Source organism: Streptomyces uncialis, assembly GCF_001905345.1.
GTDB classification, from domain to species: Bacteria; Actinomycetota; Actinomycetes; order Streptomycetales; family Streptomycetaceae; genus Streptomyces; species Streptomyces uncialis.
Window position 1 is genome coordinate 111,747 of the sequence record NZ_LFBV01000011.1, and the last position, 12,708, is coordinate 124,454.

Below are 12,708 nucleotides of genomic sequence, written 5' to 3' on the forward strand. Positions count from 1 at the left end.
CCTCAGCGCTGTCCGGCCCCCGCGCGGGGGCCGGTACCGCGGGTCAGGGCTTGGGAGTGGCGCGCGGCGCGCACGTCACATTCTTGCTGTCGACCTTGCCGGTCAGGAGGTACGTGTCGACACGGTCGTTCACACACGGGTTGACCGCCCCGGTGACACCGTGCGACCCGGCGCCCTTCTCGACGATCAGCCGGGAGCCCTTGAACCGCTTGTGCAGTTCGAGCGCGCCCGCGTACGGCGTGGCCGCGTCCCGGTCGGCCTGGACGATCAGCACCGGCGGCAGACCCTTGCGCGTCTTCACCTCGACGGGGGTGTGCTGCTTCGACTTCCAGGTGGAGCAGGGGAGGTTCATCCACGCGTTGGACCAGGTGAGGAACGGGTAGTCCCGGTGGAGCCGGGTGTTGTCCCGGTCCCAGGTCCGCCAGTCGCGGGGCCACTTGGCGTCGGCGCACTCCACCGCGGTGTAGACGGCGTTGCCGTTCTCGGAGGAGGCGTTGCCCGCGATGTCCGTCATATCGGGACCGGCGGCGTCCACCAGCGCCTGGGTGTTCCCGGCGGCGTACTGGCTCCACACCCGGGCGACCGGCACCCAGCGGGAGTCGTAGTACGGGGCGCCCTGGAAGAAGCCGATCAGCTCGGCCGGGCCGACGACCCCGCCGATGGGGTTCTTCTTCGCGGCGGCGCGGAGCTCGCGCCACCGCTCCTCGACCGCGGCACGGGTGGTGCCGAGGTGGAAGGCGGCGTCGTTCTTGGCGACCCAGGACGTCCAGTCGTCCCAGCGCATCTGGAAGGCCACGTCCTGGTCGAGGTTGGCCTGGTACCAGATCTTCTCGCGGGACGGGTTGACGACGCTGTCGGCGACCAGGCGCCGGACATGGTCCGGGAAGAGCGTGCCGTACACGGCGCCGAGGTAGGTGCCGTAGGAGACCCCGAGGAAGTTCAGCTTCTCCTCGCCGAGCGCGGCGCGGATGACGTCCAGGTCGCGGGCCGTGTTCGGGGTGGTCATGTGCGGCAGCATCTCGCCGCTGCGTTCGGCGCAGCCGTCCGCGTACTCGGCGGCGAGCTTGCGCTGGGCGCGCTTGTCGGCCTCGCTGTCGGGGACCGGGTCCAGCTTGGGCGCCTTGACGAACTCCTGCGGGTCGATGCAGGAGATGGGCGCGGAGTGACCGACACCGCGCGGGTCGAAGCCGACGAAGTCGTAGGCCTTCGAGGTCTTCACCCACAGCGGGTTCTTGCTGGTGACCCGGGCGGGGAAGCGCAGACCCGAGCCGCCGGGACCGCCGGGGTTGTAGACGAGGGCGCCCTGGCGCTCCTCGGGGGTGCCGGTGTGGCCGATCCGGTCGACGGCGAGCTCGATCGTCTTGCCGAACGGCTTGGCGTAGTCCAGCGGTACGGTCACCCAGCCGCACTGGATGGGCTTGGCGAGCCCCCAGTCGGCGGGACAGTCCTTCCAGTCGATCCCGGCCTTCTTGGCGCGGGCCGCGGCGATGGACGCGCCTATCTGCTCCCGTTCCTGACCACGGACCTGGTCACGGCCCAGGTCACGGTCGCCGTGCGCGCTGGCCGCGGGCGCGGCCAGCGCGCCTGCTATGAGGGTCGCCGCGATCATGGTGCCCGCGGAGCCGAGCGCGGTCACCCGCCTCACCCGTGTCCGTCTCAAGTGGGACCTCCCGTACGCCGATTCGAATGAGTCAGCGTGATCCTGTCGTCTGTGGGGTCCCTGACAACAGGCAGGGTCGGGGTTCTTTACCAATCCGATAACCGGCAACCCGCGTTCCGTGAGCGGTACGCGGGTGTGGGCGAGTCGGCAGTGGGTGGCATCCGCCGGACGGGGGGCGTGCGGGGCGGGCCGCTCGGGGCAGCGGGAGCGGCCGGAAGCGGCCGGGGCCGGCGGGCGGCGGGCGAATTCTCCGGGCGGAGGTCATTCGGAGGCACCGGATTCGCGGGTACTCAGCATCGGTCGACATCCGCGTGGCACGCAATTCCCCGGCGGCACCGGAATTGGCCGGTATCGGGTACCGGGGGTGTGCGGTGCGCATATGCCTGGAGTTCGTCCACCGAGCGGTGTCCGACGGAACTCGGCGACTGCCGGGCGGAATTCGGCGCCGTACGGTTGCAAGAGGCACCGATGGTGAAATCACCCGCGATGTCGCGCGCCCCGCTCCCGGATCAGGGCGCGGCGGCTGTTTCCTTTCCCCGCCGATCGGCCGGTCCGGGCCGGGCGGGGCCAGGAAGGGCTGCCGAAAGGCGGCACGGCGCCGGGGACCGCGTACCGGGTCAGTCCGCGCGGCCGGTCGCGGCGACGGTGACCCCGAGGCCGATCATCGTGAAGCCACCGACCCCGCCGACGGCGGCGTACCGCTTCGGCGACCGGGCGAACCAGTTCCGCGCGGTGGCCGCGGCGAGTCCCCACACGCTGTCGCAGACGACGGCGATGGCGTTGAACACCAGCCCGAGCAACAGCATCTGGGCGACCACCTGTCCCCTCCCGTGGTCGACGAACTGAGGGAGCACGGCGGCGAAGAACACGATCGTCTTGGGGTTGGCGACCCCGACCGCGAATCCCTCCCAGAGGGTGCGCGACCCGCTGGCCGGTGGCGCGTCACCGTCCGCCGCCAGGGGCATCACCCCTCGTCGGCGCACCGCCTTGATCCCGAGGTGGATGAGGTAGGCCGCGCCCACCAGCTTGATGACGGTGAAGACGAGGACGGAGCGTTCGACGATCGCCCCGACTCCCAGCGCCACGGCCACGACGAGGACATAGGCGCCGAGCGTGTTCCCCACGACCGTCGTCAGCGCGGCGCGGCGGCCCTGCGAGAGGGCCCGGCCGACGACGAACAGGACGCTGGGGCCCGGGACGACGATGAGGAGGAAGGACATGGCCGCGAAGGCGAGCAATCGGTCCAGAGACACCATGGGCGCATTCCAGCACTCCCGGGTCCCGACTCTCCAGCCCTTTACGCCTGGTGGTTCGCGCGGCGGCTCAGGCGTCGGTCCGCACAGCGGCTCACGCGGCGTACGTCCGGCGGCGCACGCGGCGGTCCGTACGACAGTCGGTACGGCGGTCCGTCGGCGGTCCGTACGGCGGTCACCGGGAAGCGGGGCGCGGGCCTTCGGCCGGGGGCGGGGGCTCGGGGCGGCCCTCCGAGCGGGGGCCGCCGCGCCGGCCTCAGTGCCCGCCCGAGGTGGCGACCGCGGCGCCATGCGGAGCGGAAACCGACCGCACGGTCTGCTTTCGACGACCGGAAGGTTCGAACGCGGTGCGCTCCCGCTGCTCCCGGGGCGTGACCGATCCGGTATGCGCCGCCCGCACGCCGGGGCGTGCAGGGGGTTGCGCGGGGGCGCTCGGACGCGCTAGCGGGCGTCCGGGCCCCGGTGCTCCGCCGTGATCCCGAACCGCTGACGTTCGCGGGGAGCGGACGCCAAGGGCACGAGCGAGGACACGGAACTGACGGTGTGTTCGTCCGGTGATTCCTGGAGCGCTTCGAGTTTTTGCAGGTCACCGGCTGACACCAGGGCGACGAGCGGCTTGCCGTGCCGGGTCAGGACGACCGTCTCACCGCCGTACACCACGCGGTTGATCAGATCGGCGAGCTCGGCTCGTGCTTGCGTCACCGGAATCTCATGGGCCATGCTCCCCATCTTAACGGCACGTACGTCCTGTACATTTTTTACAGAGGAGGCGCCCACTCATGCCCGTGCAGCCGACGGCCCGCCATGTCCTGCCGCAGTTCACCGAACGCACCTCGACCGGCCCCCGCACCCTGGACCCGTACGCGAAGCTGCTGGCGGAACGGATCGTCTTCCTCGGCACACCCGTCGACGACACCTCGGCGAACGATGTGGCGGCGCAGTTCATGTATCTGGAGCACGCGGCCCCCGACCGGGACATCTCGCTCTACATCAACTCGCCCGGCGGCTCGTTCGCCGCCATGACCGCGATCTACGACACGATGCGGTTCGTCACCTGCGACGTGGAGACGATCTGCCTCGGCCAGGCGGCCTCCGCCGCGGCCGTCCTGCTCGCCGCCGGCACCCCCGGCAAACGGCTGGCCCTGCCCGGCGCCCGGGTGATGATCCATCAGCCGGCTTTCCCGGAGCCGCTCCAGGGCCAGGCCGACGATCTCGCGATCCAGGCGCGTGAGCTCCAGCGGACCCGTGACCTGCTGGAGGAGCTGCTCGTCCGGCACACCGGGCAGAGCCGGGAGCGGGTCGCGGCGGACATCGAGCGCGACCACTTCCTCGACGCGCCCCAGGCGCTGGCGTACGGGCTGGTCGACCGGATCGTGCCGAGCCGCAAGGCCACGCGCACGGCACCGGGCATCCGGTAGCCCCCGATGCTGCCGGATCTGCCGCCGCTGCCCGCGCTCACCCGGGCCGAGGGCGAGCTGATCGACCGCTATCTGGAGGCCGCCGTACTGCTGGGGCGGATCAACCCGGCGCGCGCCGGTGACACCTACAGCGCTCTGCGCGCCGCCCAGGCGCTCGCCGCGACGGCCGCCGCGCTCCGGGACGCGCTGGCGCTGATGCACCGGCGCGGCGAGAGCGAGCTGCACACCGACACGCTGGCCCGCGCGCTGCGCACCCTGGACGGCGTACGACGGTCGGCGCGCGTCGGGGTCCCTCCGGACGGCACCTGACCCGACGTCCGGGGCCGCTCCGAAACGGCCCGAACGGGGTACCACCGAACAGCGTAGCCAGGGGTAGACATTCGAGGGGGTCCAACTTGCGCGAATCGTCTGTCCGGCAGCCAGAATTATGCGTTCCGCCGCTGGTACAGACGTCGTCGGCCGTCTGCCGAGGTGTTCGACCTGGGGGCTGTCCACCCGAACGGGTCCGTGGTGAGGAGACTCACAAACCAGCGGTAACGTTCGGTTTTTCCGACATCCATGCGTGAAGATCCCTTCCGACGACAAGCCCCCGCCACAACGGCGGGGCGGTCCGGGCGGACGCCGAGTCCTGCCGCTGCCCGGACGCCAGGTCGACAGAAGTGCATCGGCAGGAGTGGAGGACCCAGGTACGACGGGCCGCCGGAGAGATCCGGACGGCCCTTGGGGTGAAGCCGCGCGAGCGGCCGGGCATCTTCGCCTGCCCGAACCCGACAGGTCATCCTTCACAGGCGGCTGACGAAGGGTTTCGCATGACCGCGCTGAATCGTGTTCCGTCGCTGCTGACGAGGGCCACCACGGCCTCGGCTCTCACGCTCGTCGCCGTCGGCGGCGGTATCGTCGCCCCCGGCGCCGCCTCCGAGGCGTCCGCCGCGGCACCGGGGGCCAAGGCGCTCAAGGTGGCCGCCTCCAAGAAGGGCGCCCCCTACCGGTACGGAGCCACCGGCCCGAGCCGCTTCGACTGCTCAGGGCTCACGCTGTACTCGTTCAAGAAGGCCGGCAAGACGCTGCCCCGCACGGCCGCCGGCCAGTACAACAAGACCAAGCGTGTGAAGGCGGGCAACCGCAGCAAGGGCGACCTGGTCTTCTTCTACTCGGGCCGGAACGTCTACCACGTCGGCATCTACGCGGGTGGCGGCAAGATGTGGCACTCCCCGAAGACCGGTGACGTGGTCCGGCTCTCGAAGATCTGGACCAAGAGCGTCAAGTACGGCCGGGTGCGGTGACCCATGGACCTCTGACGGCGGCGCGGACGACGACCGCCGCGCGGGCCCACTGAGGCGGGCGGGGAACGGACCGCGGCCGTTCCCCGCCGCCCTCGGGCCCGTACCGCCCGTACGGCCTCCGGTCGGCCGTCCCCGCACCACGAGCGGTCCCCTGGGGCCCCAGGGGACCGGCACGGGCCCGCACCACCGTGCCGACGGGACCCGCCGCGCCGAAGGGCTCACGCCCGCACGGCTGTGCGGGCGGTCGGCCAGGCGTAGGAAACGCGGCGCGGGATACCCATGTCCCATGCCTGCTGACCCGACACGCCCCGGCCGGACCGGTGATCCTCGGACGGAGACCCCGGTCCAGCGGGCCGACCGGAACTTCGGCGAACTCCTCCAGGAGCTGAGGGTCACCCAGACCGGGGTGCAGATCCTCTTCGCCTTCCTGCTGACCCTCGCCTTCACCCCCCGCTTCCCCGACCTCGACCGCGTGCAGCGGGTCACCTACGTGGTGGCCCTGTGTCTGTCGGTGCTGGCCGCGGCGCTGTTCACGGCGCCCGCCGCGATCCACCGGTATCTGTTCCATCAGGGCGTGAAGAGCGACATCGTCCGGGTGTCCTCCCGGCTCACGGAACTGGGCCTCGGCGTGCTGTGCCTCGCCCTGTCCGGTGCGGTGCTGCTCGCCGTGGATGTCGCGGTGGGGCGGACCGGCGGGCTCGTCGCGGGCGGCGCCACCCTGCTGGTGTGCGCGGCTCTGTGGGTCGCCCTGCCCTGGCATGTCCAGCGGGTCGTGGCCACCAGGGAGGCCACGGACCGGACCGGACCTCCGGCCGGAACCGATGACGGCGGCGAGCCGTCCTGACCGGCCCGCCGACCACCCGCCCGGCCGACCACCCGCCCGGCCGGCGCGAGGACACCACGGGCGCCGCGCGCCGGGCCGTCAGCGCTGGGCCGGCCGGTCCGCGCTCGACAGACATCGCCCGCGCTGGAAGGGCAGGGCGATCCAGACCGTCTTGCCGCCCTCGGCGGTGGGGCTGACGGAGAGCCGGCCGCCGTACTCGACGGCGAGCGAGCGGATGATGACCATCCCCCGGCCGTTGTCCTGCTGCACGGCGGCGGGCAGCCGCTTGGGATAGCGCGGATGGCTGTCGGTGACACCCACCCGCAGCTGCTCGTCCCGCACCAGCTCCACGTCCACGGTGAACGTCGGTGACTGGCCGAGCGTGTGCTGGACCGCGTTGGTGGCGAGCTCCGACACGATGAGCCGCACCGTGTCGGTCATGTCCGTGTCGGCGGGCAGCCCCCATTCCGCGAGGACGTCCGTCACATACGCGCGGGCCACGGAGACCGAGGCGGGTTCGCTCGGCAGGGTCACGGATGCTTCCTGGTGGTCGGCCATGGCGACGTCGTCCCTTTCCCACCGGGACCGGACTCCGGCGTGAGGCGGATGGTTCGCGGGCGGTCCCGGATTGGTGCTGCGGCAAAGCCTGCCATCTGAGCGGCGCCCGCGCGTACCGATCCACGAGGATGTGCATATATCTGTCGCTCGAAGCGGTGAACTCTGCCACGGCCGCACGTATTTGGCACACAGCGCCCCCACACCACCTGCGCGCGCCTCGTGCGCCCCCCGAAAGCGCCACTTGCTCTACCGTCTGGCGGTGAACCAGCCACCGGCCGGGAGGAGTCGGCCCATGCACCGAGGTCCCGCGGTACGCCGCCGAAAGCTGGGCGGTGAGCTGCGCCGACTGCGTCTCGCCGCCGCGCTCACCAGCGGCCAGGCCGCGCGTCGGGCGGGTTGGAACCAGTCGAAGGTGAGCCGCATCGAGACCGCGCGCAGCGCCGTGAAGTCCGATGACGTGCGGCTGCTGCTGGACATCTACGAGGTCGCGGACCCGGCGCTGCGCGACCTGCTCGTCGCCCTCGCGGACCTGGGCCCGGCGGCGGTCGACCGCTGGTGGCACGCCTACCGGGGGCTGCTGCCGCCCACGTACCGGGACTTCATCAGCCTGGAGGCGCAGGCGTGCCGGATGCGGACCCTGGAGAACTCGGTGGTCCCGGGGCTGCTCCAGACCCCGGAGTACGCGCGGGCCGTGACCCGGGCCTCGCTGGAGGGCCTGTCGGACACGGAGATCGGGGAGCTGGTCGAGGTACGGCTGACCCGGCAGGACGTGCTGCGCCGCGATCCGCCGCCCCGGTTCGAGGCGGTCGTGGACGAGGCGGTGCTGCGCCGGCCGGTCGGCGGCGCGGCGGTGATGGACGGCCAGCTGGACCATCTCGTCCGGTCGGCGCGGCCGGACGGGGTGGACCTGCGGGTGCTCCCTTTCGCGGCGGGGGAACACATCGGACTGACCGGTCCTTTCGTCATGTTCTCCTTTCCGGGCAACTCCGATCTGGATGTGGTCGTCGTCGACAATCTGACGAGTAGCCTTTATCTGGAAGGGAAAGAAGACGTAAAGGCGTATCTCGACGCCTTCAGTTCGCTCCAAAGGCACGCCCTTTCCCCCGAGGACTCCCTGGACTTCATCGCGGGGGTCCGTCACGGCGCGTAGGAGTATCGATGTCCGAATGGTCGAGGCATTTCCCCCACATCACCTCACTGAGCGACAGCACTTCGCTCGGCGCCCTTCGCTGGCGCCGTAGCAGCCGCAGTACGGGAATGAACAATTGCGTCGAGACGGCGCGGCCCGGGGCGGGTATCGCGGCCGGTCTGCTCGCCGTCCGGGACTCGAAGGACCCGCAGGGCCCGGCCCTGCTCTTCGCCCCCGGCGCCTGGGACACGTTCTTAGGCTCGCTGACCGGGCGCTGACCGGACGCTGACCGGTCCGGCCCTCCCGACGCCGACCGGTTCCACTCAGCGGGCACCGACCGGTCCCTGACGGGTCGTTCTCCGGGACGCCGAGCCGGTCGGCGTCCCGGGGCGCGACGCATACCGGGCGCACACCGCGTACGGGGCCGGGGTGCGGGGGAACGCGGGGCGCGCGGGGCTGCCCGTACCACCGGCCCCGGCGCCGTCCCCGCCGCGCGACGGTCCGGATCAGCTCCGGGCGTCCCGGGGGGCGTGGTCCACGATGACGCGGACCGCTTCCTCGACGCGGGCGTCGGTGAGGTCCGCGCGGGCCGTGAGCCGCAGCCGGGACACCCCGTCGGGGACGGAGGGCGGGCGGAAGCAGCCGACGAGGAGCCCCGCCGAGCGGCAGTCGGCCGCCCACCGCACCGCGTCACCCGGCGACGGCGCGCGGACCGACACCACCGCGGCGTCCGGGCGGACGGCCGCCAGTCCCGCGCCGGACAGCAGGGTGTGCAGCCGCGCGGCGACCGCCCGGGCGCGCGCGGCGCGCTCCGGTTCCCTGCGCAGCAGCCGCAGCGCGCCGAGCGCGGCGCCCGTGGCGGCGGGGGCGAGTCCGGTGTCGAAGATGAAGGTGCGGGCGGCGTTGACGAGATGGTCGACGACCCGGGCCGGGCCGAGGACGGCGCCGCCCTGGCTGCCGAGCGACTTGGACAGGGTCACGGTGGCGACGACGTCGTCGGCGCCCGCGAGACCCGCCGCGTACGGGGCGCCCCGGCCGCCCTCGCCGAGGACGCCGAGGCCGTGCGCGTCGTCCACCACCAGCGCGGCCCCGGCGTCGCGGCAGACGGCGGCGAGCGCGGACAGCGGGGCCGCGTCGCCGTCGACGGAGAACACCGAGTCGGTGACCAGCAGCGCGGGGTCCGTGGGCGCGGCGCGGGTGGCGAACGCCTTGCGTACGGCGTCCGGTGAGCTGTGCGGGACGACCTGGGTGGTGGCGCGGGAGAGGCGGCAGCCGTCGATGAGGGAGGCGTGGTTGGCCGCGTCGGAGACGATCAGGGAGCCGTGCGGCGCGAGGGCGGTGAGGGCCGCGAGGTTGGCCGCGTAGCCGGTGGCGAACAGCAGCGCGGACTCGAAGCCGCAGAACCCGGCCAGCTCCGACTCCAGTTCGGTGTGCAGTTCGGTGGTGCCGGTGACGAGCCGGGAACCGGTGGCGCCGCCGCCCCAGCGGCGGGCCGCCGCGGCGGCGGCGTCGGTGACCTCCGGATGGCGGGTGAGGCCGAGGTAGTCGTTGCCCGCGAGGTCCAGCAGCGGGGAGTCGGCGGGGCGGGGCCGCAGGGTGCGGACCAGTCCTGCGGCGCGGCGGCGCTCGGCCTGCCCGTCGATCCAGTCGAACGGCGATACGGCCATGCGCGCCTCCAGATGCGGCGGGGACGGTGCCGGGGAACGGGCCCGCGGGGCCGGGAACGGCGCCGTGGCCGCGCTGCCCGGCGGCGCGGGGCACCCGGGCGGTTTTGTAGGCAGTCCACAGACCTTAACGGTCGCTCCCCCGTGGTTCCCATGTGGCGATACCCACATGTCGCCGGCCGAGAGTTGTGCGAAGTCTCCTTGGCCCACCGGGTCGGCGTAGGCCAGGATCGGCGCCATGGACCTGCTGAACACGCTGGTGGACAAGGGACTTCGGCGCGAGCCGCCGACCCGTGACGAGGCGCTCGCGGTACTGGCGACCTCCGACGACGACGTGCTCGACGTGGTGGCCGCGGCCGGGAGGGTGCGGCGCCACTGGTTCGGGCGGCGGGTGAAACTCAACTATCTGGTCAACCTCAAGTCCGGGCTCTGCCCCGAGGACTGCTCGTACTGCTCGCAGCGGCTCGGTTCCACCGCCGGGATCCTCAAGTACACCTGGCTGAAGCCGGAGCAGGCGTCGCAGGCCGCGGCGGCCGGACTCGCGGGCGGGGCCAAGCGGGTCTGTCTGGTGGCGAGCGGCCGGGGGCCGACGGACCGGGACGTGGCCCGGGTGTCGGACACCATCAAGGCGATCAAGGAGCAGAACGAGGGCGTCGAGGTGTGCGCCTGTCTCGGGCTGCTGTCGGACGGCCAGGCGGAGCGGCTGCGGGACGCGGGCGCCGACGCGTACAACCACAACCTCAACACGTCCGAGGGGACGTACGAGCAGATCACGACCACGCATACGTACGCGGACCGGGTCGACACCGTCCGCAAGGCGCACGGGGCGGGGCTCTCGGCGTGCTCGGGGCTGATCGCCGGGATGGGCGAGAGCGACGCGGATCTGGTGGACGTGGTGTTCGCGCTGCGGGAACTGGACCCGGACTCGGTGCCGGTGAACTTCCTCATCCCGTTCGAGGGCACCCCGCTGGCGAAGGAGTGGAACCTCACCCCGCAGCGGTGCCTGCGCATCCTCGCCATGGTCCGCTTCGTGTGCCCGGACGCGGAGGTCCGGATCGCGGGCGGGCGCGAGGTGCATCTGCGTACCCTCCAGCCGCTCGCGCTGCATCTGGCCAACTCCCTGTTCCTGGGCGACTACCTGACCAGTGAGGGCCAGGCGGGCAAGGCGGACCTGGAGATGATCGCGGACGCCGGGTTCGAGGTGGAGGGCACCGGCGAGGTGACGCTGCCCCCGCACCGGGTGACGGCCGGGGGCTGCGGTACGTCCCCCGCCGCCACGTCCTCCGCGGGCTGTGCGTCGTCCTCGTCCACGGAGTCGGTCAGCGGCCCCGGTGTTCCGGCGGCGGGCGAGGGAGCGTCGGACGGAGCGTCGGCCGGACCCGGCTGCGGGCCGTGCGGCGGGCACGGCGGTACGACCGGGCAGGACGCCCCGGCCGTACCGGCGACGCGGACCGCGCCGCCCGCCGCGGACGAGGCGGGGTCCACGGGTGCGCCGAAGGCGCGTACGGACCTGGTCGCGGTGCGGCGCCGGGGGGCCGGGACGGATGTCGCGCCCAATGCCTGAGGCCGGGGCGGGCGGCGAGGCGGCCGAGGCCGGCGTCCAGGCCCTGCTCGACCTGGACCGCCGCCATGTGTGGCATCCGTACGGGCCGATGCCGGGGCGGCGGGAACCGCTGGTCGTGGAGTCGGCGAGCGGGGTGCGGCTGCGGCTCGCCGAGGGCTGCGGACAGCGGCTGGGCGGGCCCGACGAGCTGATCGACGCGATGTCGTCCTGGTGGTCGGCCATCCACGGCTACCAGCACCCGGTGCTGGACGCGGCGGTGCGCGACCAGCTCGGCCGGATGAGTCATGTGATGTTCGGCGGGCTCACCCACGAGCCCGCGGTACGGCTGGCCGAGCGGCTCGTCGACATCACTCCGGAGGGTCTGGAGCATGTCTTCCTCTCCGACTCGGGTTCGGTGTCGGTCGAGGTCGCGGTCAAGATGTGCCTCCAGTACTGGCGTTCGCTGGGCCGCCCCGCGAAACGGCGGCTGCTGACCTGGCGCGGCGGCTACCACGGCGACACCTGGCAGCCCATGGCGGTGTGCGACCCCGACGGCGGGATGCACAGCCTGTGGTCCGGCGCGCTGCCCCGCCAGGTCTTCGCGGACGCTCCCCCGGCCGGGTACGAGGAGCGGTACGCGGAGCATCTGCGGGAGCTGATCGGGCGGCACGCGGACGAGCTGGCGGCCGTGATCGTGGAGCCGGTGGTGCAGGGCGCGGGCGGGATGCGGTTCCACGCGCCGGAGTATCTGCGGGTGCTGCGGGAGGCGTGCGACGCCCATGGGGTGCTGCTGATCCTGGACGAGATCGCCACCGGGTTCGGCCGTACGGGTGAGCTGTTCGCCGCGGACCACGCGGGGGTCGTCCCCGATGTGATGTGTCTGGGCAAGGCGCTGACCGGCGGCTATCTGTCGATGGCGGCGACCTTGTGCACCGCGCGGGTCGCCGAGGGGATCTCCCGGGGCGAGGTGCCGGTACTCGCGCACGGGCCGACGTTCATGGGCAATCCGCTGGCGTCGGCGGTCGCGCTGGCCTCGGTCGACCTGCTGCTGTCGCAGGACTGGCGGACGGAGGTGAAGCGGATCGGGGCCGGGCTGCTGGAGTCCCTGGCCCCGGCCCGGGAGCTGCCCGGGGTCCGTGACGTACGGGTGCTCGGGGCGATCGGGGTGGTCCAGCTGGACCACCCGGTGGACATGGCCGCGGCGACCCGGGCGGCGGTCCGCGAGGGGGTGTGGCTGCGGCCGTTCCGCGATCTGCTGTACACGATGCCGCCGTTCGTGTGCGATGACGAGGACGTGGCCCGGATCGGCCGCGCGGTGTGCGCGGCGGCGGCGGTCGGCTGACCTCGCGGACACGGCGCGGTGCGCGCACACGACGG

Annotated in this window: 13 protein-coding genes and 1 riboswitch; of the genes, 8 read left to right on the plus strand and 5 right to left on the minus strand. The window is 72.7% G+C overall.

Annotated features, from left to right (window positions below; translation table 11 throughout):
• Nucleotides 1-43: 43 nt before the first annotated feature.
• From AB852_RS34410 to AB852_RS34420, 3 genes are all read right to left on the minus strand, one after another.
• The gene (locus tag AB852_RS34410; protein WP_178391203.1) at nucleotides 44-1,609 is read right to left on the minus strand and encodes an alpha/beta hydrolase; all 1,566 of its coding nucleotides are present in this window, start codon (nucleotides 1,607-1,609) and stop codon (nucleotides 44-46) included.
• A 668-nt stretch (nucleotides 1,610-2,277) separates the two neighbouring features.
• Nucleotides 2,278-2,916: a LysE family translocator gene (locus tag AB852_RS34415; RefSeq protein WP_073794698.1), complete on the minus strand. Its 639-nt coding sequence runs from the start codon at nucleotides 2,914-2,916 to the stop codon at nucleotides 2,278-2,280.
• Between the two features lie 438 nt (nucleotides 2,917-3,354).
• Entirely contained in the window at nucleotides 3,355-3,633 is a 279-nt protein-coding gene (locus tag AB852_RS34420) for a type II toxin-antitoxin system Phd/YefM family antitoxin (RefSeq protein WP_073794702.1), read from the minus strand.
• A gap of 59 nt (nucleotides 3,634-3,692) precedes the next feature.
• Here AB852_RS34420 and AB852_RS34425 point away from each other — a divergent pair, with 59 nt between their 5' ends.
• The 4 genes from AB852_RS34425 (at nucleotide 3,693) to AB852_RS34440 (ending at nucleotide 6,458) form a co-directional block, all read left to right on the plus strand.
• A complete protein-coding gene (locus AB852_RS34425) occupies nucleotides 3,693-4,331 on the plus strand; it encodes an ATP-dependent Clp protease proteolytic subunit (protein ID WP_073794704.1) in 639 nt (212 codons plus the stop codon).
• A gap of 6 nt (nucleotides 4,332-4,337) precedes the next feature.
• Complete coding sequence (locus tag AB852_RS34430; RefSeq protein ID WP_073794706.1) at nucleotides 4,338-4,640, plus strand: hypothetical protein; 303 nt, start codon at nucleotides 4,338-4,340, stop codon at nucleotides 4,638-4,640.
• Nucleotides 4,641-4,964: 324 nt separating this feature from the next.
• A riboswitch (cyclic di-AMP (ydaO/yuaA leader) is annotated at nucleotides 4,965-5,137 on the plus strand.
• 3 nt (nucleotides 5,138-5,140) lie between these two features.
• The gene (locus tag AB852_RS34435) at nucleotides 5,141-5,614 is read left to right on the plus strand and encodes a C40 family peptidase (protein ID WP_073794709.1); all 474 of its coding nucleotides are present in this window, start codon (nucleotides 5,141-5,143) and stop codon (nucleotides 5,612-5,614) included.
• A gap of 286 nt (nucleotides 5,615-5,900) precedes the next feature.
• A complete protein-coding gene (locus AB852_RS34440; RefSeq protein ID WP_073794712.1) occupies nucleotides 5,901-6,458 on the plus strand; it encodes a DUF6328 family protein in 558 nt (185 codons plus the stop codon).
• Between the two features lie 78 nt (nucleotides 6,459-6,536).
• Here AB852_RS34440 and AB852_RS34445 read toward each other — a convergent pair whose 3' ends face one another.
• Nucleotides 6,537-6,995, minus strand: a complete 459-nt coding sequence (locus AB852_RS34445; RefSeq protein ID WP_073794715.1) for an ATP-binding protein — start codon at nucleotides 6,993-6,995, stop codon at nucleotides 6,537-6,539.
• 292 nt (nucleotides 6,996-7,287) lie between these two features.
• Here AB852_RS34445 and AB852_RS34450 point away from each other — a divergent pair, with 292 nt between their 5' ends.
• Entirely contained in the window at nucleotides 7,288-8,145 is an 858-nt protein-coding gene (locus AB852_RS34450) for a helix-turn-helix domain-containing protein (protein ID WP_073794718.1), read from the plus strand.
• An 8-nt stretch (nucleotides 8,146-8,153) separates the two neighbouring features.
• Nucleotides 8,154-8,402 (plus strand): DUF397 domain-containing protein, encoded by a 249-nt coding sequence (locus AB852_RS34455; RefSeq protein WP_073794720.1) that lies wholly within the window; start codon nucleotides 8,154-8,156, stop codon nucleotides 8,400-8,402.
• 228 nt (nucleotides 8,403-8,630) lie between these two features.
• On the opposite strand, the gene AB852_RS34460 is transcribed toward AB852_RS34455, so the two are convergent.
• Nucleotides 8,631-9,791: an 8-amino-7-oxononanoate synthase gene (locus tag AB852_RS34460; RefSeq protein ID WP_073794722.1), complete on the minus strand. Its 1,161-nt coding sequence runs from the start codon at nucleotides 9,789-9,791 to the stop codon at nucleotides 8,631-8,633.
• Nucleotides 9,792-10,026: 235 nt separating this feature from the next.
• Between AB852_RS34460 and bioB the strand changes: the two genes are divergently transcribed.
• Nucleotides 10,027-11,352: a biotin synthase BioB gene (bioB, locus tag AB852_RS34465; RefSeq protein ID WP_073794725.1), complete on the plus strand. Its 1,326-nt coding sequence runs from the start codon at nucleotides 10,027-10,029 to the stop codon at nucleotides 11,350-11,352.
• The gene (locus AB852_RS34470; protein WP_073794728.1) at nucleotides 11,345-12,673 is read left to right on the plus strand and encodes an adenosylmethionine--8-amino-7-oxononanoate transaminase; all 1,329 of its coding nucleotides are present in this window, start codon (nucleotides 11,345-11,347) and stop codon (nucleotides 12,671-12,673) included. The genes bioB and AB852_RS34470 overlap by 8 nt, the downstream gene beginning before the upstream one ends.
• The last annotated feature ends 35 nt before the right edge of the window (nucleotides 12,674-12,708 follow it).

Coding starts and splice junctions, on each gene's coding strand:
- AB852_RS34410 (WP_178391203.1), bottom strand. CDS start 1,609: ATGATCGCGGCGACCCTCATAGCAGGCGCGCTGGCCGCGCCCGCGGCC.
- AB852_RS34415 (WP_073794698.1), bottom strand. CDS start 2,916: ATGGTGTCTCTGGACCGATTGCTCGCCTTCGCGGCCATGTCCTTCCTC.
- AB852_RS34420 (WP_073794702.1), bottom strand. CDS start 3,633: ATGGCCCATGAGATTCCGGTGACGCAAGCACGAGCCGAGCTCGCCGAT.
- AB852_RS34425 (WP_073794704.1), top strand. CDS start 3,693: ATGCCCGTGCAGCCGACGGCCCGCCATGTCCTGCCGCAGTTCACCGAA.
- AB852_RS34430 (WP_073794706.1), top strand. CDS start 4,338: ATGCTGCCGGATCTGCCGCCGCTGCCCGCGCTCACCCGGGCCGAGGGC.
- AB852_RS34435 (WP_073794709.1), top strand. CDS start 5,141: ATGACCGCGCTGAATCGTGTTCCGTCGCTGCTGACGAGGGCCACCACG.
- AB852_RS34440 (WP_073794712.1), top strand. CDS start 5,901: ATGCCTGCTGACCCGACACGCCCCGGCCGGACCGGTGATCCTCGGACG.
- AB852_RS34445 (WP_073794715.1), bottom strand. CDS start 6,995: ATGGCCGACCACCAGGAAGCATCCGTGACCCTGCCGAGCGAACCCGCC.
- AB852_RS34450 (WP_073794718.1), top strand. CDS start 7,288: ATGCACCGAGGTCCCGCGGTACGCCGCCGAAAGCTGGGCGGTGAGCTG.
- AB852_RS34455 (WP_073794720.1), top strand. CDS start 8,154: ATGTCCGAATGGTCGAGGCATTTCCCCCACATCACCTCACTGAGCGAC.
- AB852_RS34460 (WP_073794722.1), bottom strand. CDS start 9,791: ATGGCCGTATCGCCGTTCGACTGGATCGACGGGCAGGCCGAGCGCCGC.
- bioB (WP_073794725.1), top strand. CDS start 10,027: ATGGACCTGCTGAACACGCTGGTGGACAAGGGACTTCGGCGCGAGCCG.
- AB852_RS34470 (WP_073794728.1), top strand. CDS start 11,345: ATGCCTGAGGCCGGGGCGGGCGGCGAGGCGGCCGAGGCCGGCGTCCAG.